Consider the following 26,641-nt stretch of genomic DNA (forward strand, 5'->3'; position numbering starts at 1 on the left):
GCTCCCGGCGTGGTGCGGGAGCGGCCGGCGGTGCGGAGGTCAGCGACGCCCATGCCCGCCCGGGCCGTCACCGGTCAGCCCATCGGTCTCGATGCGGTTGTTGACCCGCTCGACGTCCTCGATGTTGCGGTCGCGGGTGTCCTTCATCATGCGGACCTGGCTGACGGTGGCGTCGGTGATGCCCACGACCGCGTCGCGGATGGACATCATCGTCTCCTTGGTGGTCTGCCGTTCCTTCTGCTCCTGCGGCTTGGCCTTCTCGGCGAAGTCGCCCTCGGTGCCGGGCCAGCTGACCGTGGGCGCCAGGTCGTCGAGGAACTCCTCGGTGATGCCCTTGGCCAGGGTGCCGATCTCCTCGAGCTGCCTGGCCAGGGCCTCGATGCGGTTCGGGTCGACGTAGTAGCGCTGTCCCATCAGTCCTCCCCGTCCTCGCCGAGCGCGTCCCGCCAGGCGGGGGTGGCCCGGTCGTCGCGTGCGGTGTCCTCGTCGTCGTCGCGCAGTACCTCGGGGCCGAAGATCCGCTCCCAGTCCAGTTCGAAGCCCTTCAGCTCCGGCACGTCGCTGCTGGGTTCCGTGAAGGGCGCCATCGCCTTCATCACATGCCGGTTCATCTTCAGGCGTGCCGCGTTCGCCGCTTCCAGGACGCTGGCGGCCAGCTCCTGGGGGGACATGTCGCGGTACTTGTTCTCCAGGAACTCGATCCCGGACAGTTCGCCCTGCGGGCCCACGGTGGCGCGGACCGCGCGGTCGGAGGAGAGGACCGCGAACGACGCCTGTCGCAGCTCGCGTTCGGTGCGCGCGACCGCCTCCTGGGCGGCCTGGAGCTCGGCCATCGCCTTCTCCAGGCGCTTCTCCAGCGGTTCCGTCACGCTCTCTCCTGCCTTCCCCGTCGGTCTCGGCGCGCGTCCGGACGTGTGGTCCGTGCGCCCGGTCGTGCCTGCCGGTCCGTCAACTGCCCTGCTGATCTTGCCCGGTGAGGCCCCCGCCGCGGAAGCGGGGACCGGGTGTGATTCGTCTCGGCGCGGTGCTCAGGCCGCGGCCGTACGGTGCTCACCGTCCGATGACGGCCGGTGTGCCGCCCTCTTCGGTGCCCCACACGTCGGCGTCCTCCTCCAGGTAGTCGGAACTGGTCGCCCTGTTGCGGCCCGGCTCCGCCTCCTCCTCGGGCGCGTCACCGCCGGTGGTCGCCACCCGGGAGGCCGGGGCGAGGAAGGTGTCGTCGTCCTCCTGGCGATTCCACGGGCTGCGCCGACGCCGGTTGCGGCGCTCGCTCTCCTCCGCCGCGTCTACCAGCACGGCACGCACGCGCTCGCCGTTGCCCTTGTCGCCGCCCGCTCCCATGCCGCCGGCGCCCATGCCGCCCATCGGCATGCCGGGGCTGCCGGGCATGCCTGGCGCACCGGGGGTTCCGGCCGCCGCGGCGGGGGCGAGCGCGCTGCCCGCGCTGTCGGCGGCACCGTCCGAGAGGGGTGCGGCCCCGGTTCCGCCGGAGCTGTCCGCGGTGCGGTAGCTCTCCCCCACGCCGCCGCCGGACGCCCCACCGCCCGCGCCGCCGCCGACGCCGAGGTCGGAGAGCGACAGGTCCTGGGTGGAGGTGCCGCCGCCGGTGTCGTTGAGGCCGCCGCTCTCCAGATCGCCGAGGCCGTCGAGGATGTCCGAGGTGTCCGGGCCGCCGGACGAGTTCAGATCGTGCAGGTCGATCCGCTCGCTGTTGCCCTGCGAGTCGGTGACGGTGGCGATGCCGGTGTCCGGGTCGATGACCTGCTTGCTGCCGTCGGGGAACTCCGTGGTCAGCATGCCGTTGTCGAGGCTGGTCTTCGAGCCGTCCGGGTTGGTCACCGTCGCGCCGTGGGTGAGGTCGGTGGTCGTGGTGCTGCCGTCCGCGTTCGTGCTGGTGAGCAGACCGCTGTCCGGGTCGAAGCTGATCCTGCTGCCGTCGCGGAAGTCGGTCGCGATGTCGCCGTCGCTGAGCTGGGTGCTGCCGCCGGTCGGGGTCTCGAGGCCGCTGCGGTCGGTGTTGAGGTTCCCCAGGTCGCCCAGGTCGCCCTCCGACTGGGTGGGCAGGTCGGAGTTGATGTCGCCGAGGTCGCCCAGGTCCGCGTTGTTGCTCTGGCTGTTCAGGTCGCCCAGGTTGCCGAGGTCCTGGGTGGTCGTGGTGCCGTCGGGGTCGGTGGTGCTGACCTGCCCCGTCGAGGGGTCGACGGTCTGGACGCTGCCGTCGGGGAACGTGGTCGTCAGCTTGCCGTCGTCGCCGAGGGACGTGACCGAGCCGTCCGGGTTGGTCACCCTGGTGCCGTCGCCCAGGTTCTGCGTGGTGACGCTGCCGTCCGGGTGGGTGGTGGTGAGCACCCCGCTGTCCGGGTCGAAGCTGGTGCTGCTGCCGTCCGGGAAGTCGGTGGTGAGCCTGCCGGCGTCGAGCTGGGTGTTGCCACCGGTCGGGGTCTTGACCGAGCCGCCGCCCGTGTTCAGGTCGCCGAGGTTCCCCAGGTCCTGGGTGACCGCGTCGTTGGCGGCGTTGTTCGTGCCGCCCGGTCCCGTGTTCACCGCACCGAGGTTGCCGAGGTTCGTGATGCCCGGGGGCGGGGTGGACGTGAAGGCCTGCTGGTCGCCGCCCTGGCCGTTCACGTCGCCGAGGTCGCCGAGGCTCTCGGTGACCGGGTTGTTCTGGTTCAGCAGGTCGTCGAGGCCGTCGATGTTCTGCTCGGTGACGCCGTTGGGGTTGTTGATACCGCCGAGGCTCTCCTCCATGGCCTTGGCCTGCTCCTCGGCCTGCCGCTTGGCCTCTTCCTGCTCCCGCCGCTGCTCCTCGCGGAGCTCGTCCTGGTACTTCTTGTCCTCTTCGCGCTGCTGGTTCTGCTCGTTGCGCAGGTCGTCCTGGAGGCGCTTGTCCTCCTCGCGCTGGCGGTTCTGCTCCTCCCGCAGCTCGTCCTGGTACTTCTTGTCCTCTTCGCGCTGGCGGTTCTGCTCCTCGCGGAGCTCGTCCTGGTACTTGCGGTCCTCCTCGCGCTGCCGCTCCTGCTCCGCGCGCAGTTCGTCCTGGTACTTGCGGTTCTCCTCGTTCTGCCGGTTGATCTCCTCCTGCTCCTCCTTGGCCTTCTTCTCCTCGTACTCCTCGGAGGCGGTGCTGGTCGACTTCGGCTTGGGCACGTTGTCGGAGAAGTCGTCGCCCAGGTCGAGGAAGTGGTTGTTCAGGTTCGACTGCACCTCGGCGGCGGGCTTGCCGAGGTACTCGTTGACGCCCTGACTCCAGATCTTGACGGCCTTGTCGCCGACCTTCGCCCAGTTCGCGATGTCGGTGAGGTCGCCGTACTCCGGGTGCACCTGGGTGAAGCCGGCCTGCGGGCTGTGGCTGACGGTCGTGGTGTAGCGGGAGGTGTAGGACTTGATGTCCGTCTTGGCGACGTTGTTGGCGTCGACCCACTGGGCCAGGTCGTCCAGGACGTAGCGCAGCACCTGGTGGGGGTCGTAGTACGGGGACTTGGCCCAGGCGAGCCACGCCTCCAGCAGCTTGTTCGCAGCGTCCTCGAGGTACTTGCGGCCCAGCGACAGGGCGCGGGAGTACACGGTGCCGCCGGTGCCGGTCCCGTCGCCGGCTCCGGGGCTCTCGTTGAAGGTCTCGACGTAACTGTCGTAGTTCTCGCGGATCTTCTTCAGCAGGCTGCGGAAGACCTCCGCGGCCTCGCCCTTCCAGCTGGCGTCGTCCCGGCCGAAGCGGTCCTCCCAGTCCTTCAGCACCACCGCGTGGTCCCTGAAGAACTTGGCGGCGAAGTCGAAGGACTCCCCCGTGGTGTCGAAGGACTTCAGGTCCACCACGTCGGCCCCGGGCACGCCGAGGTTGCTGAACCGGGCGTCCGTGGTGTTGCCGCCGAGGAGGGCGAGGAGTGCCGCCCGCGGCCCGTTCATGTACCGGGCGAGCGGGATGGTGCTCATCTTGTCCTTGTTGTAGTCCGTGAACTCGTTGCCCTCACGGACCTGCGCGTCATGGACGTTGTCCGAGCCCGGACCGGCGAAGATGATCTCCTCGCCCGCCTTCACACGGCCCTCGAAGACGATCCGGGCCTGCATGATGGAGCGCTTCTTGCCGCTGTCGAAGAACCAGATGTCGTAGTCCTCGCCCTTGTTCGTCAGGAAGCCGGAGTCCTTGACGAGTACGGAGAGGCTGCGCTCGGGGATGTCCATCCGGAACAGCTTGCCTCCGTGGTCGGAGCGCAGCGTGTCGAAGATGGTGTTGCGGTCGGGCACCGGATAGCCGGTGATATGGGTGACCAGGGTGGCCCAGGTGTCACTCGACGGGTCGCCGGCGCTGTCGAACTTGTCGAGGTTGGCGACGGAGTTGGGATCGTACCGATCGGCCACCGGGCGCCCTTTCTATCGGAGTTGGTCAGGACTCGTCGTCCGGGTCGCCGGTGCCGCCGGCGGTGAGGGTGTCGACCTCGTCGAAGGTTTGAAGGAGCGTCTGGGCGTCGATCGCGTCGAGGTTCTTGTCCTTGGTCTTGTTGGCCTCTTCGATCGTCTCGGTGAGGGCCTCCTTCAACTCCTTGAAGAGGTCCATCTGGTCGCCGAGCAGCTTGTCGATGGCCTCGGCCGCGGTGCGGATGTCCTCGATCAGCTTCGGTCCCGAGACCAGCGGCTCGGTCACCATCCTGCCGATGCGCAGGAGTTGCTTGTCCTGGGCGAGGTTGTCCGGTGTGGTGTGCCCGTCGATGAGGTGGCCGAGCGGGCGGATGTGGGACCCGTCGCCCTCCTCCTTGTGCTTCTTCGCGGCGGTGTAGACGGGCTGTACCTCGTTGTCCCGGAAGTTCTCCATCTGCTTGAGGTCGAAATGCTTTACGTCGGCCTTCTCACCGGCCATGGGACGCACTCCTGACGCTTGGTGCCGGACGGGGACACGGGGGCCCGGCAGACGCCCCGTTCACGGACGACGGCCGGGCCACGCCGCCGAACCCTCGACGACGAGGACGTTGCGGCGAGACCCTAACGGGCCCGCACACCGCCCCAGTTGTCGGCGCTCTTGCGCTCGTCGCGGGAGTGGTTGTCGTGGATGGTCTGGATCAGCTCGCCGTTGTCGCCGAGGAGCTGGGCCATGTTCTTGGTGGCCTGGTCCCACTCCGCCTGGACCTGACGGTAGGTCTCCTGGTCGGAACCCTCCCAGGAGTTGACGAGGGGCTTGAGCTCGTCCTCCAGGTTGTTGAGGGTGGTGATGATCTGCTGGGTCTGCGCCATCAATTCCTCGATGGCGTTGCGGACCACGGGGTACTGCACGTCGATGATGCCGTCGGCCATGACGTCTCCTCTCGTACGGCCGGGCGCCGGCCCGGGAAGCTCAAGGGGTCCGGCCTCGCCGTGACGGGGCCGGTGCTACCGGTCGGGTCAGCTCAGCGCTTCGAAGACGCCCTGGCTGGTCTTGCTGTTGAGGACCTCGGTCAGGTCCTGGTTCTCCTGCGCCAGACGGTTGGCGGAGGTCACGTTCTCCTGGAGCGCGTCGACCATCTTGCTGATCTGGATGACGACCTTCTGCGCCTCGGCGTTCCAGCTGCGGAAGAGCTTCAGCAGGGCCTGGCCCTCGTCGCCGCCGACGCCCGAACGCGCGGCGATCTCGGCCACGTTGTTCTGAATCTTCTCGACCTGGCTCCGGGCCGACTCCAGCGAGGAGACACCCCCCAAGCCCTTGGCATAGTCCGCTTTCCTTGCGGCGCTGTCCGCCATGTCGCGCTCCCTTCGTTCAGCCCTGTCTCGTCGCACAGTTGCTCGCTGAGGCTAAAGAGAAGCCGGCGTTCCGCGCAACGCGCACAGGGAAGATTTGAGCTTCGGTCAGCTCGCCCCGGAATTCTTGCGTGGCAAGGGAGTTGTGCGAAGGTTTCAGCGATATGAACAAGCCTCTCCGGCCGGCCGGACGCCCGCTGCGCGCAACGTCCGCCGGGCAACGCGAGGCGGGCAAAAAGCGGGCACGGGAGGAAGCCGAACGGGCGTCACGAAGCGCCGTATCCGGCTTTGCAAGCGCTTCCTCGGGGATTCTGCGGGCATGGCTCGTCCGAAATAGCTGAGCTTTGTTTGAGGTTCCCGCCGCGTGCCGTCCGCGATGACTCCGCGGACTTCACACCATCGGCAACTACTTTGGCTCAATACTTCTGTTGGCCCCGCCCTTTTCCTTTTCATCGGCACCGAATGCGCCCCTTGCCGTGATCAGCGTACGGTGTCCGCCTTGTCGGCAATGGCGCTCGCCTCGCCCGCCTTGCGCTCCGGGTCCGGGGCGCACTGCGGAGCGGTCACCTTGGGCTCGACGACGCCCGAGGCGGCGGCCGGGTCGAGGTCCGCGCCGGTCGGGAGGGCAGCGAGGAGCGGTGCCGGGACGGAGGCGATGTCGGCGGTCTCGTATCCGAGCGCGGCCAGTGCGTTCTTGGTGGAGACGCGGTACTTGACGCCGTTCTCCGCCACCAGATAGCTCGTGCCCGCGTGCGCGGCGCCGCTGGCGTTGAGGGCCCGGACCAGGGCGCCCCGGCCGGGCCGGACCACCGTGGCGTCGGTGGGGACGCAGGCGGGCTTCAGCGGCTGGGCGGTGCCCTCCGACACCGCGACCGGGGCGAGCCGGGTCAGCGGTACCAGCACCGACCTGATCCGGACGCCGCCTTCGCCGCCGTCGACCTGTGCGCAGAGCGCGGTGCCGCGTGGCGCGGACTGCGGGACGGGCGGTGCGTCGGGCAGCTCCTCGGCGGAGCCGGTGTCCTGGTCCTTGGCCCGGTGTTCGCGCAGCGCGTCGGCGCCGACCGTGCGCACCTCGGGCGAGCGCCCCTGGTAGGCGTCCTTCTGGGTGGCCGGGTCGCCCAGCACCAGGGCGGCGCCGAGCCTGGTCAGCGGGACGAGACCGTCCTTGCGCAGCAGGTGGTAGGTGCTGTCGCCGCCGGGGACGCCGACCTTGAACAGCTGGCCGATCCGGCTGGCCTCCCCGCCGAGTTCGGGGCCCTCCTCACCGCGTCCCGGCACCGCGGGCGGCTTCAGGACTGGGCCGGGGGCCAGCGCGTCGAGGAAGGCCGCCGAGACCGGCATCGGCTGCTCGGAGCCGTAGCCGAGGGCGTTGCGGGCGTCCGACTCGCGGTCCAGGGGGAGCCGGCTGCCGCGCCACACCAGGTACTCGGTGTCGTCGGGTCCGCTGACCAGCACCCCGCGGTCGCCGCCGATGCCGTCGGCGTCCAGCGGCGCACCGGCCACCACGGTGGTCGCCCCCGGCTTCTCCACCCCGGTGCTCGCCACGGCACCGGAGGTGTCCGGCAGCGCGCCGTCCGGGCCGGTGACGCACATGTGCCAGGCGCCGTCGTCGAGTTGGCCGGGCTCGGGCACGGTGTCGGGGACGCCGGGGATGCCTGCCGGGGCGCCCACCGGGACGTCCCGCAGCGAAGCGGTCGAGACGTCCACGGTCTCCAGGTCGGAGCCGCCGATCAGCCGCGCGGAGGCGTAGTTGCGCACGGGGTGCAGCACGCCGTCGGTGTTGGTCCACAGGTAGCGGGCGCCGGTGTCGCGATTGACCACCAGGTGCGCGTCCTCGCGCCAGGCGTCGTTCCCGCCGGGGCGCAGCAGGCCGTACACGGTGGCGCCCGCACCGACCAGGACGGTGACCAGTACGCCGAAGACCACGCCGCGTGTGGTGCGCCCGAGCGGGCTCTCCGGGGCGTCCGGGTCGGCCATCAGCAGGCCCGAACTGAGCCTGCCCATCATGAAGGTGTGGGCGTGTACCTGGTCGCGTTTGGACTGCACGGCCTCTCCTAGTCGTTCTCTTGCCGGAGTGCGGGGGTACTCAGCCGAACAGGCCGCGCAGCCAGCCGAAGAGTCCCGCCACCCACAGGGCGAGCGGCAGCAGCGCCACCGCGATGCCGGTGTGCGCCACCTCCGCGGCCCGGCCCCAGTACGGCAGCATGCGGCGGCCGGGTACCGTCCAGGCGGCGATCACCAGCGCGGCGGCCGCTCCGAGCAGCACCGCGAAGACCACCAGTCGTCCGTCGCCGTCGCTGTCCGCCGCCCAGCTGCGGGCGAGCAGCAGCAGGCCCCAGATCCCGGGCACCGCGAGGGTGAGCCGCTGGCCGATGTGGACCAGCCCCCGGGAGTGCAGAAGCAGCAGCAGGCTCAGCGCGAGCGCGGTCAGTACCTCGGGCAGGTTGGGGTGTTCGGCGAGGACGGCCAGGGCGCCCGCGGCGATGACGCCGGTGACGGCGAAGAGCGCGGTCACCCAGCGTCCGGCCAGTTCGGTGCGCTCGGCGACGTCGCTGCCCGCGTAGGGCTCGATGCCTTCCTGGAGCTGGCTCGCGGAGGAGGGCAGGGCGGGCATCCGCATCCCGGCCAGCTTGAAGGCGAACGGTGCCACGGTCCCGGCCGCGAGCACGAACACCGTCGCGACCAGCGCGACCGCGGCCGGCACGTGCAGGTCCGTGTAGCCGATGAGGGCACCGGAGATCGCGATGGCCACCGACACGACCGCGGTGCCCAGCAGGGCCGGTGCGCCGACGGCGGTGGCGGCCAGCGCGAGGACGGCGCCGCCGGCACCGGCCGCGCCCGCCGCGAGCAGCCGGGCGCCCGCGACCTGCGCCGCGTCCGGGCCGGTCAGGTCACCGCCGGGCAGCACCCAGCCGGCGAGCGCCAGGCAGGGCGCGACCAGCAGGCCGAGCGCGGTGGCGGACAGTCGGTCGCCGACCGCGCGGCTGGCGGTGCCCGCGCCGGCGAGCAGCAGCAGCCCCGCCACGGCGGAACAGGCGGCCCTGACCGAGCCGGAGCCGGCCGCTCCCGGCCAGAACACCAGCACCAGGGCCGTGGCCACGGTCGCCACCGTGGCGCCCACCAGCAGCCCCCGGGCCGCTTCGGGGTGCCAGGTGTGCAGCCTGCGGCCGGCGGTGTCGGCTATTCCGTCCACCAGGTCGTCGAGCCGGGCCTCGGGCAGGGCCTCGGTGTGCGGGCGCAGATAGAGCACGTCTCCGTCGGCGAGCCCGGCCCGCGCGAGGGTGGTCTCCTCGTCGAGCGGGGCGTCGCCGAGCCGCTGGAGCACCCAGCCGGCGTGGTCGAGTCCGGCCTCCTCGGCCTCCTCGCCGACATAGCGCAGCAGCGTGGGCAGCAGATCGGCGACCGGCACGTCGGCGGGCACGGCCAGATCGACGGAGACGCTCGGCGCACGTACGGTCAGGCGGCACAGCTCGGCCACCGCACTGTCGGTCATCAGCTGAACTCTCGTCTTCCGTGGGGGTTTTGGCAGGAGGACTTCCCCGCGAGCGGGGCAGTGCGAAGAGTACGGAAGGTCCGCACGGGCCAGAACAGGGGGGTCGGACAGGGGAATTACGCCCGCGAGCCCGGCAACCACCTCTCCCGCGTGGACAGGTCGCGTTACGTGAATGCAGACTACTGCCTACGCTCGCCGGAACGTGCTGGGGACCGGGCTCCTTGTCCGGTATGCAGTTGAATGGTGGGAGAGTTGACCGTTCCCTGCTTTCCGCTCACAACATTCATCCGGCGTTCACCGCGTACCCGGGTCCCCGGAAAATGAGCGCGGTGCGGTCTTTCCGGCTACCGGGTGTCCCGGTATTCGGCGCGGGCCGGAAAGCCAGTGAAACCGGAGGTTCTGTTCCTTGAGTGTGGTGCTGTTTCGCCGGCCGGCCCGCAGGCGCGGTCCCGAGATGCCCGAAGGGCAATTGACCCTCCAGGAGCCGCCGGTCCTCGCCGAGACGGTGCCCGACACCTCGGCGATATGGACCTATCTGCCGATGGCGCTGATGTCGGTGTCGATGATGCTGATGTTCCTGCGCCCGGGCGGTGGCAACGGCGTCTTCATCTACCTGGCGATGGGTGTGATGGCGCTGTCCGCCGGCGCGATGCTGCTGGGCCAGCTGATGCGCCGCTCCAGCGAGCGCAAGCAGCGCCTGAAGGGCGAGCGCCGCGACTACCTCCGTTATCTGGCGCAGACCCGCAAGCGGGTCAGGTCGACCATCGTGGAGCAGCAGCGGGCGCTCGCCTGGCGTCACCCGGAGCCCTCGTCCCTGCGTTCGCTGGCCCGCACCTCACGGCTGTGGGAACGCCGCCCGGCCGACGAGGACTTCGGCGAGGTCCGGCTCGCGGTCGGCGAACAGCAGCTCGCACTCACCCTCAACCCGGTGTCCACCCGCCCGGTGGAGGACCTCGAACCGCTCTGCGCACACGCCCTGCGACGCTTCATCCGCGCCTACTCCACGATCCCCGAGCAGCCTCTCGGTCTCTACCTCCGGTCCTCGGCCCGGGTTCTGCTGCGCCCCGAGGAGGCACTGGACGAGGAGCTCGCCGCGTCGTCCGGGACCCCTGAGGGCGCCGACGACGAAGCCGTACGCGCTCTGCTGCGTGCCGCTCTCGGTCAGCTCGCGGTGTTCCACGCGCCGGAGGAGCTGTGGATCGCACTCTGCGTCAGCGACGAGCGGCGGGGCGACTGGGAGTGGGTCAAGTGGCTGCCGCACGCCCTGCATCCGCACGAGGAGGACGGCGCAGGGCAGGTCCGCCGGATCACCGCCGACCTCACCGAGCTGGACGACCTGCTCGGCGCCGAGTTCGCCGAGCGCCCCGGCTTCGACCCGGATGCCCGCCCGGGCCGTGACGAGCCGTACACGGTCGTCGTCCTGGACGGCATCACCGTCCCCGAGGGTCACCGCTGGGAGGGCCACGGCTATCGCAACGCCGTGGTGCTGGACGTCTCCGGCGCGCTGCGCTGGCGGCCCGGCCGCAACACGCTGCGGCTGACCGTCGGGCCGGACCAGGTGAACCTGGTGCGCACCGACCGCAGCCGCAAGGAGCGCTCGGTGCCGCTCGGCCGGCCGGACCGGCTCGGCCCGCTCGGCGCGGAGTCGCTGGCGCGGCTGCTCGCCTCCCGCCGGATCAGCCTCGGCAGCGACATCGCGCAGCCGCTGGACAGCGACGTCGAGCTGACCACCCTGCTCGGCATCCCCGATCTGCACCGGCACGACACCAAGGCCCTGTTCGCACGGCACACCGGCTCCGCCCGGCTGCGGGTGCCGATCGCGGTAGGCGTGGACGGCCGTCCGGTGGAACTGGACATCAAGGAGTCCGCGCAGGGCGGCATGGGCCCGCACGGCATGCTCATCGGCGCCACCGGCTCCGGCAAGAGCGAGCTCCTGCGCACCCTCGTCCTGGGTCTCGCCCTGACGAACTCCTCGGAGACCCTGAACTTCGTCCTGGTCGACTTCAAGGGCGGCGCCACCTTCCTCGGCCTGGAGGAACTGCCGCACACCTCCGCCGTCATCACCAATCTCGCCGATGAAGTCGCCCTGGTGGAGCGCATGCAGGACGCCCTGCACGGCGAACTCATCCGCCGCCAGGAGCTGTTGCGCGCGGCCGGCAACTACACCTCAGCCCTGGAGTACGAGCGAGCCCGCGCCGGTGGCGCCGACCTCACCCCGCTGCCCAGCCTGTTCGTGGTGGTCGACGAGTTCAGCGAACTCCTCTCCGCGCACCGCGAGTTCATGGATCTGTTCGTGATGATCGGGCGCCTCGGCCGCTCGCTCGGCGTGCATCTGCTGCTGGCCTCGCAGCGCCTCGACGAGGGCCGTATGCACCAGCTGGAGAGCCACCTGTCGTACCGGGTCGGCCTGCGTACGTTCTCCGCCATGGAGAGCCGGGGTGTGCTGGGCGTGCCGGACGCCTACGAACTGCCCGCCCAGCCCGGCAGCGGCTATCTCAAGTCCGGGGTGGAGGACCTGACGCGCTTCCGTGCCGCCTACTCCTCCGGCACCTACCGGCGGCGCACCGGCGCGGTCGTGCAGGCGCGGGTGGCCAGCCAGGTGGTGCCGTGGACCAGCGGCTGGGTGGTGCCGCGCACCCTCGACCCCACGCCCGTCCCGGAGCCGGAGACCGAGGAGAGCGGCGACGAGGAGACCCTGCTCGACGTGGCCCTCGACCGGTTGCGCGACTCGGGTCCCGCCGCCCACCAGGTGTGGCTGCCGCCGCTCGACGAGCCGTCCCCGCTGGACGCGCTGCTGCCCGGCATCGCCGCCGACGCCGAGCGCGGCCTGACCGCCGCCGGCTGGTCCGGCACGGGCAGGCTGCGGGTGCCGGTCGGCCTGGTCGACAAGCCCTTCGAGCAGCGCCGCGACCCGCTGGTCGTGGACCTGTCCGGAGCCGGCGGCCATGTCGCCATCGCGGGCGGCTCGCAGAGCGGCAAGTCCACCCTCGCCCGCACCCTGATCGCGGCGCTCGCCCTGACCCACACGCCGGCCGAGATCCAGTTCTACTGCCTCGACTTCGGTGGCGGCGGCCTCTCCCAGTTCGCCGCGCTCCCCCACGTCGGCGGTGTCGCGGCGCGGCTCAACCCGGAGCGGGTGCACCGGGCCGTCGCCGAGGTGATGACGCTGCTCGCCCGCCGTGAGCAGTTCTTCGTCGACCACACCATCGACTCCATGCAGTCCTACCGCCGTCGCCGCGCCGCCGGCGAGTTCCCCGACGAGCCGTTCGGCGACGTGTTCATGGTGGTCGACGGCTGGTCGACGGTCCGTCAGGACTACGACGACCTGGTCCCGAAGTTCAACGAACTCGCCGCCCGCGGCCTGAACTACGGCATCCATCTGCTCATCACCACCACCCGCTGGGTGGAGCTGTCCGCGCAGGTCCGCGATCAGGCGGCGACCCGCCTGGAGCTGCGGATGGGTGATCCGATGGACTCGGAGATCGACACCCGCAAGGCCCGCTCGGTGCCGCGCAGCGGTGGCCGCGGCATCACCGCCGACAGCAAGATGCACTTCCTCGCCGGCCTGCCCCGCCTGGACGGCAGCGGCTCCCTCGAGGACCTCGGCGACGGGGTCGCCCACCTGGTCGGCGAGGTGGCCAAGCACTGGCCGGGCCCGGTCGCCCCGCAGGTCCGGATGCTGCCGCACCGGCTGCCGCTCGCCGAACTCCCCGCGCCCGAGCAGACCGAGGGCGGCGGCATGCGACTTCCGCTCGGCATCGACCAGGACGCCCTGGAGCCGGTGTGGCACGACTTCAGCCGCACCCCGCACCTGATCGTGGTCGGCGACACGGAGAGCGGCAAGACCAACCTGCTGCGCCGGATCACCGCGGGCATCACCGCCCGGTACGCCCCGCACGAGGCGAAGATCATCGCGGTGGACTACCGGCGCACGCTGGTGGACGGCATCCCGGAGGAGTACCGCATCGGGCACGTCATCTCCCTGGACAACCTCAAGGAGACGATCGACGGCGCGGCCCGCGCGATGAAGACCCGTGTCCCCGGCGCGGACATCGCCCCCGCCCGGATGCGCAAGTGCGACTGGTGGACCGGCCCGCGTCTGTTCATCCTGGTCGACGACTACGACATGGTCTCAAGCAACTCCTTCCAGAGCCCGTTCGAGCCGCTCTTCGAGCATCTGACGCTCGGTTTCGAGATGGGTCTGCACGTGATCGTCGCCCGTAGCGCCATGGGTGCGGGCCGGGGTCTGAGCGACTCCCTCATCCGCCGCATGGACGAGGCGAACAACCCCGCGATCCTGCTCTCCTGCCCGCCCACCGAGGGCCGCCTCTTCGGCAACGCGAAGCCCGTCAACCTGCCGCCGGGCCGGGCCCTGCACATCGCCCGGCGAAAGGCACGGCTGATGCAGACGGCGCTGGTGGAGCCGGCCGCCGGACAGGAAGGCTGAGACAGAGGAAGGAGGCGGGGGTCACCTGGTGACCCCCGCCTTCGTCGTTCCCGTACCGACCGTCAGTCCTCTGTCGATCCCCCGCCCGCGGCCCGCGCCGGGCGCCAGCCACGGGCGCGGGCCCTGGGCAGCGTGAAAGCGGCCCACAGGACGGTGAGTACGGCGGTGGAGCCGAGGATGACGAAGAGCGTGGCCCGGTCTGTGGCCGCGTCGGCGTCGGAGGTGTCACGGACGGCGACGCGCTCCGCTGCGCGCTCGGTACCGGCCGAGGAACCCGGGTCGCCGAGGACCGTGGTCACGGCGGCGTACGCGTCCAGTTGCGGGATGTCCGCGGGGTAGGCGGTGGCGGTCAGGCGGTGGGTGACGGCGTCGGGCGAGTCGTCCGGATGGGCCGCGAGAACCACCGCGGCGGCACCGGCGGCGTAGGCGGCGGCGACCGAGGCGCCCGCGCCGAGGTAGTGGCCGTCACCGCGCGGGCCTCCGGAGACCACGCCGGCCCCGGGTGCGGCCAGGTCGATGTCCGTGGTGGGCAGGGCCCGGTCCGGGCGGAGGCCGCCGGGGAGCATGTCGGCGACCGAGAGGACGCCGGGTTCACCGGCCGGCCAGTAGACGCGGGAGGGGATCTCGTCTGTGCCGCCCCGCGTCGGCGGGTCGGGGGTGGCCGCTGCGACCACGATCGCACCCGCGCGGCGGGCGTCGGCGACCGCGCGGGTCAGTTCCGTGTTCCGGCGCGGCAGGGCGACCGTGACCGCGATGACGTCGGCCCCGGCTTCGGTGGCCTCGCGTACCGCGGCCGCGACGAGTGCCGGGCTCGCTGCACCGCGTGTGTCCGTGCCGCGCAGGGCGAGGATCCGCGCACCCGGTGCGACTCCGGTCAGGCTCGCACCGCTGCCTGCGATCAGCCCGGCCAGGAAGGTGCCGTGCCCGACGCAGTCGTCGGCTGCCGGGCCGTCGGCGGTGACGCGGCCGTCGAGGCCGTCGGCGTCGGGGGCGACGCCGGTGTCGATCAGAGCGACGGTCACCCCGGCGCCGATGCCGTGGCCGTGCGTCCGGTCCAGGTCGAGGCGCTGGCGTGACCAGTCCTGCTTCTTCGCCTTCTCACGCGAGGCGGCGGTGCACTCGGCGTCCGCGTCGAGCGCGGAGGGCATCGCCGGAAGTTCCTGGCCCTTCTTCCCGTCGGCCGTCGGCACCCCCGAGTGAGGGGCCGTGTGAGCCGTGACGGCCGTGGGCAGCAGCAGTGCGGCGGCGAGGCCGGCGCCGGACAGCAGACGGGCGGCCCCGCGGGCGGCAGGCTTCACAGGCCGGCCGCCTTCGGGGCCGCGGCCACGTCCTCGGGGACGAGGATGCGCAGGTCGTCCAGAGTGGGCGCGGCCAGCGAACTGAGCCGCCCCGCCTGGCGGGTGACCATCGATTCGAGCACCTGCCGGGCGAGCCGCGCGTTGCCGAAGGAGCGGTCCCGGGGCAGCGCATCGAAGTACGACTTGAGCACCGGGCCGGTGCCGGGTCCGCACTCGTAGCCCATGCTCGCGGCCTGTGCGCGCACGATGGTGACCAGTTCCTCGGAGGAGTAGTCGGCGAAGGTGATCCGGCGTGGGAAGCGGGAGGACAGACCCGGGTTGGAGGCGAGGAAGCGCTCCATCTCGCCGGTGTAGCCGGCGACGATGACGACCACCTCGTCGCGGTGGTCCTCCATCAGCTTCAGCAGGGTGTCCACCGCCTCCTGGCCGAAGTCGGCGCCGCCGCCCTGCGGGGTGAGGGTGTACGCCTCGTCGATGAACAGCACACCGCCGCGGGCCCGTTCGAAGACCTCGCGGGTGAGCTGGGCGGTGTGGCCGATGTAGCGGCCGACCAGGTCGGCGCGCGCCGCCTCCACCAACTGGCCCCGTTCCAGGATGCCGAGCTGGGTCAGGATCTCGCCGTAGAGGCGGGCGACCGTGGTCTTGCCGGTGCCGGGCGGGCCGGTGAAGACCAGGTGGTGGCTGAGGGAGGGCACCGGCAGTCCGGCGGCTGCTCGATGGCGGGCGGTGGTGATGAGGTTGACCAGGTCCGCGACATCGCGCTTGACCTCGGCCAGGCCGATCATGTCGCCGAGGCGGGTCAGCGGATCGTCCTGAGGCGCGCCGGACTCGGCGGCCTTCGCGGCGGCGGTGGCGGACACGTCCTCCGGCAGCAGCAGCCGTAGATCGTGCTCGCCGACCTGCGCCTGGGAGGCGAGGCGTACGGCCTGCCGGTCCACCATCTCCTCGAACACCCCGCGTGCGGCACGGCCGTTGCCGAAGCCGGCGTCCCGGGGCATCGCCTCGAAGTGTGCCGCCAGCGCCTCCGCGGTGCCCTCGCCCAGTTCGTACTGGTGCTGGCCGCACATGTTCTCCATGATCGCGACCAGTTCGGGCACGGAGTAGTTCTCGAACTCGACGGTCCGGGAGAAACGCGAGGCCAGACCGGGGTTGGAGCCGAGGAAGGACTCCATCTCGCGGGAGTAGCCGGCCGCGACCACGACCACGTCGTCGCGGTGGTCCTCCATCAGCTTCAGCAGGGTGTCCACCGCCTCGCGGCCGAAGTCGGCGCCGCCGTTGCCGCTGTCCGCGGTGAGCGTGTACGCCTCGTCGACGAACAGCACGCCGCCGAGAGCCCGTTGGAAGGTCTCGGTGGTCTTGATCGCGGTGCCGCCGACGACCTGTGCGACCAGGTCGGCACGGGAGACCTCCACGAGGTGGCCGCTGCGCAGGGAGCCCAGTTCGGCCAGGATCGCCCCGTAGAGGCGTGCCACGGTGGTCTTACCGGTGCCCGGCGGTCCTGCGAAGATCAGATGTCTGCTCATCGGCGGTGCGGACATGCCGAGTTGCTCGCGGCGCTGGGCGAGCTGGGTCAGGTTGACCAGGGTGCCGACCTGCTGCTTGACGTTCTCCAGGCCGATCAGCGCGTTGAGGGCGCCGAGCGGGCCGTCCACACGGTCCGGCGGGGGCGCGTCCGCGGCGCCGGAGCCGGCCGGGTCGGTGTTCTCGGCGCTGCCGCTGCCCCAGGCGTCCCGCTTGCCGTTGCCGGTGCTCTTCAGGCCGTCCACGGCGAGCCGTTCGCCGGGTGTGGTCTGCACGAGGCCGCCGCCCTCGTTCTCCCGGGCGAGGCAGTTCACGAGCGAGACCGGGGCGGTGGACTCCACCCGGAAGCCGTCCTGGGCACCGCCGGAGACCTCGCAGCCGCTGAGCGAGGCGAGCGCGCCCTCGCGCAGCAGGAAGCCGTGGCCCTGTGCGGCGTGCACCGTGGTGCGGTTGGCCGTCAGCTCACCGCCCGCCGCGACGACGACACCTTCCTCGCCGGATATCTCGACACGGAAGTCCCGGACGGTGACGTTGCCGCCGTCCTCCACGACCAGGCCGCTGGTGGCGGTGTCAGAGACCCCGCCGCCGGCCAGGTAGAGGGTGCTCCCGGAGCCCACCCGTACACCCGCGCCCTTCGGCCGGACGATCTCGCAGTCCTCGGCCCGGCCGCGGGCGTCCTTGCCCCCTGTAATGCCGTCGCCGGAGGGCTCCACGAGCCGGGCCCGGCGCAGCAGGGGGTTCGCGCCGCCGCGCACCGAGACCGCGGGCGACCCGCCGATGACTTCGAGGCGGTCCAGCTCGGGCGCCGAGTCCTCCTCCAACAGCAGCCCCGCCTGCTCGCAGTCACGGACCGTCAGACCGGTCAGCGCCGGGGAGGCGGCCCCCGCGACCCGGAGAGCCGCGCCCTGCGCGCCGTCCACCCAGCAGTCCTCGAAGGTACCGCGCGCGCGGTCGGTGACCAGGATGCCGTGACCCCGGGTGCGCGAGACCCGGCAGCGGCGCAGCACCGGGTCGGTGCCCCCGGCCAGCGCGATCCCGTTGCCGGAGGCGCCGGTGACGCGGACGTCCTCCAGCGTCGTACGGCCCGCGCTGCTCAGGTGCACTCCGGTGCTGGTGTCGTGCACGACGGTGCGCACCACCGTGAGAGAGCAGTTCTGCTCCAGGGCGATGGAGGGCTTGTCGGTGGAGGAGATGTCGCAGTCCTCGACGCTGCCCGTCGAGTCGCCGTTGGCGAGCAGGCCGTTGCCGCGGGCGGCGCGCACCGTGCAGCCACGGAGCCGCGCCTCGCCCTGTTCGGCGAGGACGAGTCCGCTGGTGCCGAGGTGCTCGAACGTGCAGGACTCCACGGTGGTGGGCGTGGTCGAGGTGACGACGATGCCGGCGCCCTGGGGGTTGCTCACCCGGCAGTCCCGCAGCGCGAGGGAGCCGGTGCCCCCGGCCAGTACGGCAGTCCAGGCGGCGCCGACGATCTCGCAGCCGTCGAGCGCGGCCTGCCCGCGCCGCACGTCCACGGCGGGCAACTCCGCGTCACCGCCGCGCAGGGACAGCTCGGAGAGCATCACAGCGTCGGCGCGCAGGGCGAGAACGCTGCCCGAACGTGGCCGGATCTCGACCGTGCCCCGGCCCTCGGCGGCCGTGAGGGTGACCCTGGTGTGGATCACCAGGTTCTCCGCGTACGTCCCGGGCCGGACGCTGATCAGCGCCCCTGTACGGGCAGCCGCGAGTGCCTCACCGATCGTCCGGTAGCGGTCCCGGTCCCCGGGACCGACCGTCAGTACCTGGCGCGACACGCACCAACCTCCTTGCTGGGGCAACGTCTTCAGCTGGGCCCCCGGTCTGACGGGGACGGGTGTCGGCGAACCGACGGTGCCATCATGCCCCGCTGCCGGGGCGGGCGGATGCCGGGAGCGACGCTCTCGGCCGGAGGGCGTCCGGAGCGCGCTCAGACGCTCCACTTCTGGTTGTCGGTGCCGGCACAGGTCCACAGTTGCAGCCAGGCGCCGTTGCCCGTGTTGTTGTCCTTGATGTCGACGCACTTGCCGACGACGGTGTTGACCAGGTCGTGGCGCTCGTTCAGGACGAACTTCTGGGCGGCGTTGCCACTGCACCGGGCGATCTGGATCGGAGTGCCGTCGTTGTAGTTCGCGTTGGCCACGTCCAGGCACAGGCCCTGGATGCGCATGGTGCCGTCGGAGGCGAACTGCCACTTCTGCGCCACACCGTTGTTGCAGTCCCACACGAACAGTTTCTTGCCGTCGCCGAAGTCGGCGTTCGGTACGTCGAGGCAGCGGCCGGAGAGATGGCTGCGTACGGAGACCGGGGCGCTGAACGTCACGCCCGACCCGGGGTTCGAGGGCTGGTCGGCGGAGCCGCCCCCGGACGTCTTGCCGCCACCCGACTTCGCGGGCTCGTCCTGCTTGCCCGAGTCGCCCTTGGGCTGGTCCTTCCCGCCACCGTCCTGCTTCGGCGTCTCCTTGCCCGAGCCCTGCGCCAAGCCCCCGCCGGGGGCTTGCTTCACCGGCTTGTCGGGCTTGCCGGAACTCTTCTCGTCGTCCGGAGTGGCGGTGTCGGGCTTGGTCACCACGAAGTCGCCCGGCGCCTCCTGCGCACCGCCACCGAGTACGGTGCCTCCCGCCGGCGCCGCTTTGGCGTCCTTGTCGTCGCCTCCCGTGAGCACGAGAAACGGCACCGACACGAGCAGTGCCCCGGCGACCGCGGCCCCGGCCAGCACCGCTTTGCCCGGCCGGCCCACGTGTGCGGCCTGCTGCTGCGGCCGGTCGATGGCGGTCGCGGTCATGGTCCGCACGAGCGCGGGCAGGCGGCTCTTGGCCTCCGCGGCGGCGCCCGGGTCGGACTCCGAGTCGGGGTCGGGGTTCGGGTCGGTTTCGGGCCGGCCGCCGGTGGCGGCTCGGGACTCGGACCGGCCGCTGTCGTCGGCTTGGGACTCGGACGGGCCGCTGCCGACGGCTCGGGACTCGGACGGGCCGCTGCCGACGGCTCGGGACTCGGACGGGCCGCTGCCGACGGCTCGGGACTCGGACGGGCCGCTGCCGGCGGTTTCGGCTTCGGGCTCTGGCCCTGACTCGGCCGCACGGCCTTCGCCGGCAGCCCCGGACGCGGCGGACGATGCCTCGGCTTCGGGCTTCGCTTGAGCGGCCCGGGAATTCGCCTGGCCGGCCTCGCCCTGCGCCTGCGCCTGCGCCTGCGTGGACTGAACTTCGGGCTGGGACTGGGCGACGGTGGCGGTCGAGGCCGTCTCCTCACCGGCGGAACCGGACTCCGTCTGCGCGGAGGTGGGGGTGTGCTGGGCCGGACGCGTCACGGGGTCCTCCCTGTGGTGTGGGGCCAGGGTTCGGAAGAGCTGTGGGTCCGGACCTCGGAAGGGGCCGCGGGCGCCTGCTCGGCTTCCGGTTCGGGCAAGGCGTCGAGGAGCCTGTCCGCCGGGACGAGCAGGGGGGCCGCGGCACCGGCGTTGACCATCAGCTGCGCGCCGGAACCGCGCAGCGATCGGGCCAACTCCTGTGCCGGGACGGTGTCATGGCGAAGTGCCGAGGACATGAACTCGTGTGCCGGGGAGGTGAACGAAAGGATCACCGGCGCCCCGTCCAGACCGGCTGCCGTCAGCGGCCCGCCGTCCGGTCCGCGCACCACCGTGATCTCCGTTTCCGCGAGCGCCGCGAGCGCCTCGTCCACCGAGCCGTAGCCGGTGGCGGCCCGCTGCGCCGCCGCGTCCACCGGGTCGGTGGGCTCCGGCCAGCCGAGCGCCCGGGCCGAGGGCCGGTAGGCCGGGTTGGGACGGTAGTCGCCGACGTCCCCGCTCTCGTCGGACTGCCACTCCCCCAACACCGCCCATTCCGGCGGCGTACGGTCCTGGGTCCACTCCGGGTCCACCATCCCGATCCAATGGCCGGGCGCCCGGCGGGCGGCGTCCCGTACTGCCTCGGGTATCTCGGGGGTGTCGGTGGCCCGGGTGTCGTCGGCGCCGGGTGACTCCACGGTGACCGGCCCGGAGCTGTCGGGCATGTCGGGCCCGCCCTCTAGCCGTTGTCCGGGCCGCATCTCCACCTGAACTCTTCGGTCAGTACGAACACTTGGGTGCCGGCGGCTTGCGCACCTGCCGACGATGATCAGATCGGGAGCCCCAGGATGCCACACGAGCACCGCCCGTTGCGGAGCAGGCAGGGTCCGAATCGCGCGCCCACGTGCCCGTTTGCTGCCCGGGTCGGGAACTTTCCGGGAGCAGCGAGGCGTGAGTGGACAAAGCGACGGGAGAGTTGGGGGAGGTGCTCGGCCGATCGTCCTTGGTACGGGCTAAGTTGGCCCGTACGGGAAGACCTCGTAGTTCGAGAAGGCGTCGGATCGGCTCGCGGCCGCCACCGCGGCGGGTCGGTGCACCTCGACGACCGTGACCGGGCCGAACCGGTCCGTCCCGGCGTGGCGCTCGACCAACGCACGCCGGACTTCCCGGTGTTCGTCCAGCCGACCACTGCACGGGCCCCGGCCACAACCGACAGCTCCGCCACCGAGGAGGAGTACCGCATGTCCCCCCAGCACCCCACCCCCGACGCGAACGCGGAGGCGGCCGCCACCCGCGCAGGGGAGACCGGATTACCGCCCACGCCTGCCGCACCGGACGAGCCGGCCCCGAGCCAGGCCCGGACCCCGGCTGCGGCCTCCGCTCCGGACGCGGAGACCGGGAACACCGGGGCATCCGGAAACACCGCGGCGGAGACCGGCGCCGCCGGGGCGAAGTCCGGCACCACGGGGGCCGGGGAGCCGACTGCCCCCGCGGCCGGGGAGACCGCCGCCACCACGACCACGTCCGGCACCGGCACCGGCACCGGCACCGGCACCGGCACCGGGGAGACCGCCGCCACGGTGACCACCCCCGCCACTGGCACCGGGGAGGCCACCGCCACCGGGTCCGAGGAAGCCACTGCCTCAGCGGCAGCCGGGACCACCGAGGCGCCCGAGGAGCGCGTCGCCGTAGCGGCCGCCGTGGCGACTCCGCCGCCCGGTACCAAGACCGACACCGGTGTCGGCAGCGGACGTCCGCGCAAGCCGATCCTGGCGGGCGCGGCGATAGCCGGCGCCGCGCTGATCGCCATACCCCTGCTGCTGACCGGCAGCGCGAAGGACGACGGACCCCCGGACTCCGCCAAGGGGTTGGCCGCGGAGGGCTCCGACACGGTCCTGAACCCGACGTCCGCCCCCGCAGCCCTCGACGACTACGTGGCCGAGAAGCCCAGTCCGTCCCCGAAGAAGGCGAAGGCGACGAAGAGCGCGCCGGCGAAGGTCACCGCACCTCAGCCCGTCGTACCCACGCCGGAGTCCAGCCCGAGCAGCAAACCGGAGACGAAGCCGAAGGCAAAGCCCAAGCCGAAGCCGAAGGCGACCCCGCAGCCGAACTGGAGCACCGAGACCGTCTTCGCGACCAGCGTCCTGGAGGTCAACCAGGCCTGGACGACGAACCGCATCCGGATGGTCATGCAGACCGACGGCAACCTCGTCGTCTACAACGAGCACGGCAACCCCATCTGGGCGTCCATGACCTTCGGCTCGAACCACCGGGCGATCTTCCAGCCGGACGGCAACCTCGTCATCCACAACGGCGAGGACCGCCCCATCTGGGCCTCCCAGACCTGGGGCCACGAAGGAGCCCAACTCGTCCTCCGGGCCGACGCGAAGGTGGTCATCGTCCAGAACGGCGCGGTGCTCTGGTCGACCTGACACCCTGCGGCGGGGATGCCTTACCGGGTACACCCCCGCCGCACGCGATCCGGATGGAGTCAAGGTGAAGGTAGTTCTCTTCGGGGCATCAGGCATGGTCGGTCAAGGTGTTCTGCGCGCATGCCTGGAAGAACCGGAGGTCACCGAGGTCGTCGCCGTCGGGCGTCGGCCGCTCGGCAGGAGCGCGCCGAAGCTTCGCGAGGTGCGGCACGCCGACTTCTCCGATCTCACCCCGATCGCAGGAGAGCTCTCAGGGGCGGACGCCTGTTTCTACTGCCTCGGAGTCTCGTCCGTGGGACTCAGCCATGAGGAGTACGAGAAGATCACGTACGAGTACACCTTGGAGGCGGCCCGGGTGGTGGCCGCCGACAATCCGCACGTGACCTTCGTGTACGTCTCGGGGGAAGGCACCGACAGCACGGAACAGGGACGCGTCTTCTGGGCCCGGGTGAAGGGCCGGACGGAGAATGCGCTGATGGCCATGGACATGCGCGCCTACGCCTTCCGTCCCGGGTGGATCCAGCCCGTCCACGGGGAGACCTCCGCAACGCGGTGGTACCGGCTGGCATACCGCTTCACGTCCTGGCTGTATCCGCTCCTGCGCCGAGTGACGCCCCGCTACGTGACCAGCACCGAGCACCTCGGGCGGGCGATGATCGCCGTCGCCCGGCTCGACGGTTCCGGACCGCGGGTTCTGCGAACGGACCAGATCACCCGGCTCGGCGGTTAGACCTGCCGCTCACGCGCAGCGGGACGGCAGGGTCTCGTCACGCGACGGCGGTGCCCTCCAGCTCGACCAGCTGGCCGGGGATCGCCAGTCGCGTCACCCCGAGCATCGTGGTGGCCGGAGCCACTCCGACGGCCCCCAACCGCGCCGCCAGCACGCCGTAGTGCCGGAACAGCAGGTCGACGTCGGTCGTGTAGACGTTGAGCCGGACGAGGTCCGCGAGGGACATGCCGGCCTCGTCGAGCACGGCCTCCAGGTTGTCGATGCCGAGCGTCAGCTGCGCGGCGATGTCTCCGTCATGCTGCGGCTTCCCGTCGGGGCTCATCGCGGTCTGCCCCGAGATGTACAGGGTCCGTGTGTGCCCGGAGACCAGCTCACCTTGGTTGAATCCCAGGTCCACCGACCACGTCACCGGGTTGACCGCTGTTCGTTCCACTGCCACGTCGGCTCCATTCACTTCATCGGGAGTGCGCACGTCTCTCGGCCCGGTAGCCACGGGCCTTGACGTCGCGTCGACGAGCCTCGCAACAAATCACGACACCCTTGGTCACGTATTCCTCTAGGGTTTTCGCATGCGCGCCGACCGACTGGTCTCACTGGTGCTGCTGTTGCGCCAACGCGGTCGGCTGACGGCGAACACGCTGGCCCGCGAGCTGGAGGTGTCCACCCGCACGGTGCTGCGTGACATCGAGGTGCTGTCCGCGGCCGGCGTTCCCGTCTATGCCGAACGCGGCAGGCACGGCGGCTTCGCTCTGCTGCCCGGTTTCCGCACCGAGCTGACCGGGCTGAACCACGACGAGACCCTCGCCCTGCTGACCGCCCGATCGGGGCGCGGCGAGCAGGTGTTCGGCCTCCGACCGGCGCTCGCTTCGGCGATCCGCAAGGTGGTCGACGCGCTGCCCGAAGGACACCTGGCGTCCGCGAGCGACGCGGCCCGGCGTTTCCTCGTCGACCCGGAGACCGATCTTCTCTCCCGCCGGCTGGTCACCGAGGAGGTTGCCGACACCGCGATCGTCGAGGTCAGGCGCGCGGTCCTCGCCGGCCACAAGCTGCGCATCCATTACGCGGCCACGGATCAGGCACCGCAGTGGCGCACGGTGGACCCGATCGGCCTGGTCACCGTGCGGGAGCGAGGCTATCTGCTGGCCACGAGATCAGGCGAGGACCGCACCTACCGGTTGTCGCGGGTGTTGGCCGCGGAGGAACTCCCCGAGGCGGCACAGCGCCCCGACCGGGTCGACCTGGACCGGATCTGGCGGGAACGCTCTGCGCAGTTCCTCTCCGACGGCGACCACATCACCGTGCTGGTACGGATGAACCCGGTGCGGCGGGAGGAACTGCTGGACACCACGCTCGCCGTGCGGGCGGAAGAGCCCGACGCGGACGGCCGGCTGCGGCTGGAGGTGACGTTCCAGGACTTGCGGCACGCCGAATGGGCGCTGTGGCAGCTCGGCACGGACGCGGAAGCCCTGGCCCCACAGTCGTTGCGCACTGCCCTGCGCAACCGCGCGGCCGCGATGGCCGCCCGCTACGAAGAAGCACCGTGATGCTGTGTCAGTCCGTCGTGAAGGAGGCGAACATGTCGATCAGCGGCTGGGGAGCCCGGTCGTTGAAGATCGTCTCCAGGCCCTCCGCCGACTGCCGGGCGGTCTCCTCGCTGCGGGGAAAGAGCGCCTTCTCGTAGACCGCCAGTGCCAGCTCGGTGTCCCCGGGGTGCGCGGCGAGCGCCTGACCGAGCTCGGCGCCGTCGATCATGGCCAGGTTGGCGCCCTCACCGGCGAAGGGTGACATCAGGTGCGCCGCGTCGCCGAGCAGGGTGACACCGGGGGTGCGCTGCCACTCGTGCCCGATGGGCAGTGCGTGGACGAGGCGGGGGACCGGCGGGCCGTCGCATTCGGCGATCAGCCGCCGCAGGCCGGGTGCCCAGTCGGCGAAGCGCTCGGACAGGGTGGCCCTGACCGCGTCCGGGTCGGTGAAATCGACGGTGGACAGCCAGTGTTCCTCGGCCCGCAGGGCGGTGTAGACGTGCAGGCTGCCGTCCGTCTCCCGGTGTGCGAGGAAGCCCTTGTCGTCACCCAGGGCGAAGAACATTCCGCCGCCGATCAGCTCGGCACACTCCGGATGGCGCGTATCGGCGTCGAGCAGGTCGAGTTCGACGAAGGAGATGCCGCTGTACTCGGGGGTGGCGGTGGAGAGCAACGGCCGGACGCGGGACCACGCGCCGTCCGCGCCGACGAGCAGGTCGGTGGTGAGGACGGTCCCGTCGGCGAGGGTCACCTCGTGCCGTCCGGCGCCCAGCGCTCGCGCGCCGATGACCTTGCTGTTCCAGCGGATCGTGTTCCCGGGCAGCGAGCGGAGCAGGATCTCCCGCAGATCTCCGCGGTCGATCTCCGGGCGGCCACCCGTACCGTCGTCGGCCTCTTCCAGCAGGACGCTCGCGTGCTTGTCGAGGACCCGCAACGCCTGCCCGCCGGGATGCACCTTGGCGCTGAACTGTTCATGAAGCCCCGCGACGCGCAGCGCTGCCTGCCCGGTCTCCTCGTGCAGGTCGAGCATGCCGCCCTGGGGCCGCGTGTGCGCACTCGCCTCCAGGTCGAGGACGACGGCCTCAAGGCCGTTGACGTGCAGGACGCGGGCCAGTGTCAGGCCGCCGAGACCGGCGCCGACGACGAGAACGGGGTGGTGAGTGGGGGTGGTCATGGTCGGCCTACTTCCTGCTCGGGGCGGATCCGGAGTCCGGCGGCTCGCGAAGGCTGTCTTCGGCACGGGTGCTGTCCGCCGGTGTGGGGGTCGTCAGGGTCCCCTGGATGACCGAGCGGAAGATCCACGTCAGACGCTCCTGGGGCGTGCCGGACACGAGCGCGTCGCCCACCGCGGCGATCCGCGGATGTGTCTCGGACGGCGCTCCGCGCAGGGCCGTGGTGAGGGACCGGAACTCGTCCTCGGCGGCGCTGTTCCGGTCCCGGGCGGACTGTTCGGCGGCGGTGGCGGTCGCCACTTGCAACAGGACGTCCGCGCCCCAGGCCGCTTGCGCGTCGGGGACCTCGCCCTCGTGCAGGAGCGCGAGGATCGCCTCGACCAGCGCCAGATAGTTGGGGCCCGAGGGACGGGCGACCAGTGCGGAGTGCGCGAGGCTCGGGTGCTCGAACAGCACCTGGGTGTAGGAGCCGAGCACCGCGATGAGCCGGTCGGTCCACTCCCCCTCGGCGTCGACCGGCGTGCGGTCCACGGCGCCGAGCAGGTCTTCCAGGATCGCGGCGTGCAGTTCCGCCGTGTTGGCCACGTACACGTACAGAGACGCCGGCCCGGTGTCGAGCTCCTGAGCCAGCCGCCGCATGGTGACGCGCTGGAGCCCCTCGGACTTCATCAGGCGTACGGCGGTGTCGACGATGCCTTCGTAGGTGAGGGCCGGCTTGGCGGGCCGCTCGCGGCGGCTGCGTGGGGCGGTGCTTCCTTCGGACACATCCACAGCCTAACGAACATGTTCGTCACGAACAAGTTCGTTGCGGATTGGCCTATACCAAAGCCTTGACAGGGCATTTCGAGCGCTCCTTAAATCATGAAGTGAAATAAGTCGTGTCATGCACATGAGATGCAGCGGTGCCCTCCACGCCTTCCCCCTCCCCCACACATGCCGCCTCGTCGGTACAGGAGAAGACATGCCTGACATCCCACCTCAAGCCCTCGCGCCCAACTCCCCCTGTTCCGCCGCCACTTCGGTG

Annotated in this window: 19 protein-coding genes; 4 read left to right on the top strand and 15 right to left on the bottom strand. The window is 71.4% G+C overall.

Annotation, left to right across the window (positions count from 1 at the left end):
- Positions 1 to 39: 39 nt before the first annotated feature.
- From PGH47_RS01685 to eccD, 8 genes are all read right to left on the bottom strand, one after another.
- Complete coding sequence (locus PGH47_RS01685; RefSeq protein ID WP_271661865.1) at positions 40 to 414, bottom strand: hypothetical protein; 375 nt, start codon at positions 412 to 414, stop codon at positions 40 to 42.
- Positions 414 to 869, bottom strand: coding sequence for a YbaB/EbfC family nucleoid-associated protein (locus PGH47_RS01690; RefSeq protein WP_271661866.1), 456 nt, complete (start codon positions 867 to 869; stop codon positions 414 to 416). Before PGH47_RS01690 ends, PGH47_RS01685 begins: the two co-directional genes overlap by 1 nt.
- A 181-nt stretch (positions 870 to 1,050) precedes the next feature.
- A complete protein-coding gene (locus PGH47_RS01695) occupies positions 1,051 to 4,356 on the bottom strand; it encodes an AAWKG family protein (protein WP_271661867.1) in 3,306 nt (1,101 codons plus the stop codon).
- A gap of 25 nt (positions 4,357 to 4,381) precedes the next feature.
- Entirely contained in the window at positions 4,382 to 4,852 is a 471-nt protein-coding gene (locus PGH47_RS01700; RefSeq protein ID WP_030955146.1) for a type VII secretion system-associated protein, read from the bottom strand.
- A gap of 122 nt (positions 4,853 to 4,974) precedes the next feature.
- Positions 4,975 to 5,283 carry a WXG100 family type VII secretion target gene (locus PGH47_RS01705; protein ID WP_030955147.1) on the bottom strand — a complete coding sequence of 103 codons (309 nt, stop codon included), beginning with the start codon at positions 5,281 to 5,283 and terminating at the stop codon, positions 4,975 to 4,977.
- 87 nt (positions 5,284 to 5,370) lie between these two features.
- Entirely contained in the window at positions 5,371 to 5,706 is a 336-nt protein-coding gene (locus PGH47_RS01710) for a hypothetical protein (RefSeq protein ID WP_030955148.1), read from the bottom strand.
- A gap of 477 nt (positions 5,707 to 6,183) precedes the next feature.
- Complete coding sequence (gene eccB / locus PGH47_RS01715; RefSeq protein WP_271661868.1) at positions 6,184 to 7,749, bottom strand: type VII secretion protein EccB; 1,566 nt, start codon at positions 7,747 to 7,749, stop codon at positions 6,184 to 6,186.
- Positions 7,750 to 7,789: 40 nt separating this feature from the next.
- Positions 7,790 to 9,196: a type VII secretion integral membrane protein EccD gene (gene eccD, locus PGH47_RS01720; protein WP_271661869.1), complete on the bottom strand. Its 1,407-nt coding sequence runs from the start codon at positions 9,194 to 9,196 to the stop codon at positions 7,790 to 7,792.
- A gap of 454 nt (positions 9,197 to 9,650) precedes the next feature.
- On the opposite strand from eccD, the gene eccCa reads away from it, so the two are divergent.
- A complete protein-coding gene (eccCa, locus tag PGH47_RS01725) occupies positions 9,651 to 13,643 on the top strand; it encodes a type VII secretion protein EccCa (protein WP_271661870.1) in 3,993 nt (1,330 codons plus the stop codon).
- 62 nt (positions 13,644 to 13,705) lie between these two features.
- On the opposite strand, the gene PGH47_RS01730 is transcribed toward eccCa, so the two are convergent.
- From PGH47_RS01730 to PGH47_RS01745, 4 genes are all read right to left on the bottom strand, one after another.
- Entirely contained in the window at positions 13,706 to 14,941 is a 1,236-nt protein-coding gene (locus tag PGH47_RS01730; protein WP_271661871.1) for a S8 family serine peptidase, read from the bottom strand.
- On the bottom strand, positions 14,938 to 18,252 hold the full coding sequence (locus tag PGH47_RS01735) for a right-handed parallel beta-helix repeat-containing protein (protein WP_271661872.1): 3,315 nt from the start codon (positions 18,250 to 18,252) through the stop codon (positions 14,938 to 14,940). Before PGH47_RS01735 ends, PGH47_RS01730 begins: the two co-directional genes overlap by 4 nt.
- Before the next feature lie 152 nt (positions 18,253 to 18,404).
- The gene (locus PGH47_RS01740) at positions 18,405 to 19,784 is read right to left on the bottom strand and encodes a ricin-type beta-trefoil lectin domain protein (RefSeq protein WP_271661873.1); all 1,380 of its coding nucleotides are present in this window, start codon (positions 19,782 to 19,784) and stop codon (positions 18,405 to 18,407) included.
- Positions 19,781 to 20,521: a type VII secretion system-associated protein gene (locus tag PGH47_RS01745; RefSeq protein ID WP_271667949.1), complete on the bottom strand. Its 741-nt coding sequence runs from the start codon at positions 20,519 to 20,521 to the stop codon at positions 19,781 to 19,783. Before PGH47_RS01745 ends, PGH47_RS01740 begins: the two co-directional genes overlap by 4 nt.
- Positions 20,522 to 20,851: 330 nt before the next feature.
- Between PGH47_RS01745 and PGH47_RS01750 the strand changes: the two genes are divergently transcribed.
- Both PGH47_RS01750 and PGH47_RS01755 read left to right on the top strand, forming a co-directional pair.
- Positions 20,852 to 22,192 carry a mannose-binding protein gene (locus PGH47_RS01750; RefSeq protein WP_271661874.1) on the top strand — a complete coding sequence of 447 codons (1,341 nt, stop codon included), beginning with the start codon at positions 20,852 to 20,854 and terminating at the stop codon, positions 22,190 to 22,192.
- Positions 22,193 to 22,256: 64 nt separating this feature from the next.
- Positions 22,257 to 22,922: an NAD-dependent epimerase/dehydratase family protein gene (locus PGH47_RS01755; RefSeq protein WP_271661875.1), complete on the top strand. Its 666-nt coding sequence runs from the start codon at positions 22,257 to 22,259 to the stop codon at positions 22,920 to 22,922.
- Between the two features lie 37 nt (positions 22,923 to 22,959).
- Here PGH47_RS01755 and PGH47_RS01760 read toward each other — a convergent pair whose 3' ends face one another.
- Entirely contained in the window at positions 22,960 to 23,355 is a 396-nt protein-coding gene (locus PGH47_RS01760) for a RidA family protein (RefSeq protein ID WP_271667950.1), read from the bottom strand.
- A 136-nt stretch (positions 23,356 to 23,491) separates the two neighbouring features.
- On the opposite strand from PGH47_RS01760, the gene PGH47_RS01765 reads away from it, so the two are divergent.
- Entirely contained in the window at positions 23,492 to 24,466 is a 975-nt protein-coding gene (locus PGH47_RS01765; protein WP_271661876.1) for a helix-turn-helix transcriptional regulator, read from the top strand.
- A 7-nt stretch (positions 24,467 to 24,473) separates the two neighbouring features.
- Here PGH47_RS01765 and PGH47_RS01770 read toward each other — a convergent pair whose 3' ends face one another.
- Entirely contained in the window at positions 24,474 to 25,619 is a 1,146-nt protein-coding gene (locus PGH47_RS01770) for an FAD-dependent oxidoreductase (RefSeq protein WP_271661877.1), read from the bottom strand.
- A gap of 7 nt (positions 25,620 to 25,626) precedes the next feature.
- Positions 25,627 to 26,382 carry a TetR/AcrR family transcriptional regulator gene (locus PGH47_RS01775; RefSeq protein ID WP_271661878.1) on the bottom strand — a complete coding sequence of 252 codons (756 nt, stop codon included), beginning with the start codon at positions 26,380 to 26,382 and terminating at the stop codon, positions 25,627 to 25,629.
- Between the last annotated feature and the right edge of the window lie 259 nt (positions 26,383 to 26,641).

This window comes from Streptomyces sp. HUAS 31 (assembly GCF_028198125.1).
GTDB classification, from domain to species: domain Bacteria; phylum Actinomycetota; class Actinomycetes; order Streptomycetales; family Streptomycetaceae; genus Streptomyces; species Streptomyces chartreusis.

Coding starts and splice junctions, on each gene's coding strand:
- PGH47_RS01705 (WP_030955147.1), bottom strand. CDS start 5,283: ATGGCCGACGGCATCATCGACGTGCAGTACCCCGTGGTCCGCAACGCC.
- eccCa (WP_271661870.1), top strand. CDS start 9,651: ATGCCCGAAGGGCAATTGACCCTCCAGGAGCCGCCGGTCCTCGCCGAG.
- PGH47_RS01745 (WP_271667949.1), bottom strand. CDS start 20,521: ATGCGGCCCGGACAACGGCTAGAGGGCGGGCCCGACATGCCCGACAGC.
- PGH47_RS01700 (WP_030955146.1), bottom strand. CDS start 4,852: ATGGCCGGTGAGAAGGCCGACGTAAAGCATTTCGACCTCAAGCAGATG.
- eccD (WP_271661869.1), bottom strand. CDS start 9,196: ATGACCGACAGTGCGGTGGCCGAGCTGTGCCGCCTGACCGTACGTGCG.
- PGH47_RS01685 (WP_271661865.1), bottom strand. CDS start 414: ATGGGACAGCGCTACTACGTCGACCCGAACCGCATCGAGGCCCTGGCC.
- PGH47_RS01770 (WP_271661877.1), bottom strand. CDS start 25,619: ATGACCACCCCCACTCACCACCCCGTTCTCGTCGTCGGCGCCGGTCTC.
- PGH47_RS01765 (WP_271661876.1), top strand. CDS start 23,492: ATGCGCGCCGACCGACTGGTCTCACTGGTGCTGCTGTTGCGCCAACGC.
- PGH47_RS01710 (WP_030955148.1), bottom strand. CDS start 5,706: ATGGCGGACAGCGCCGCAAGGAAAGCGGACTATGCCAAGGGCTTGGGG.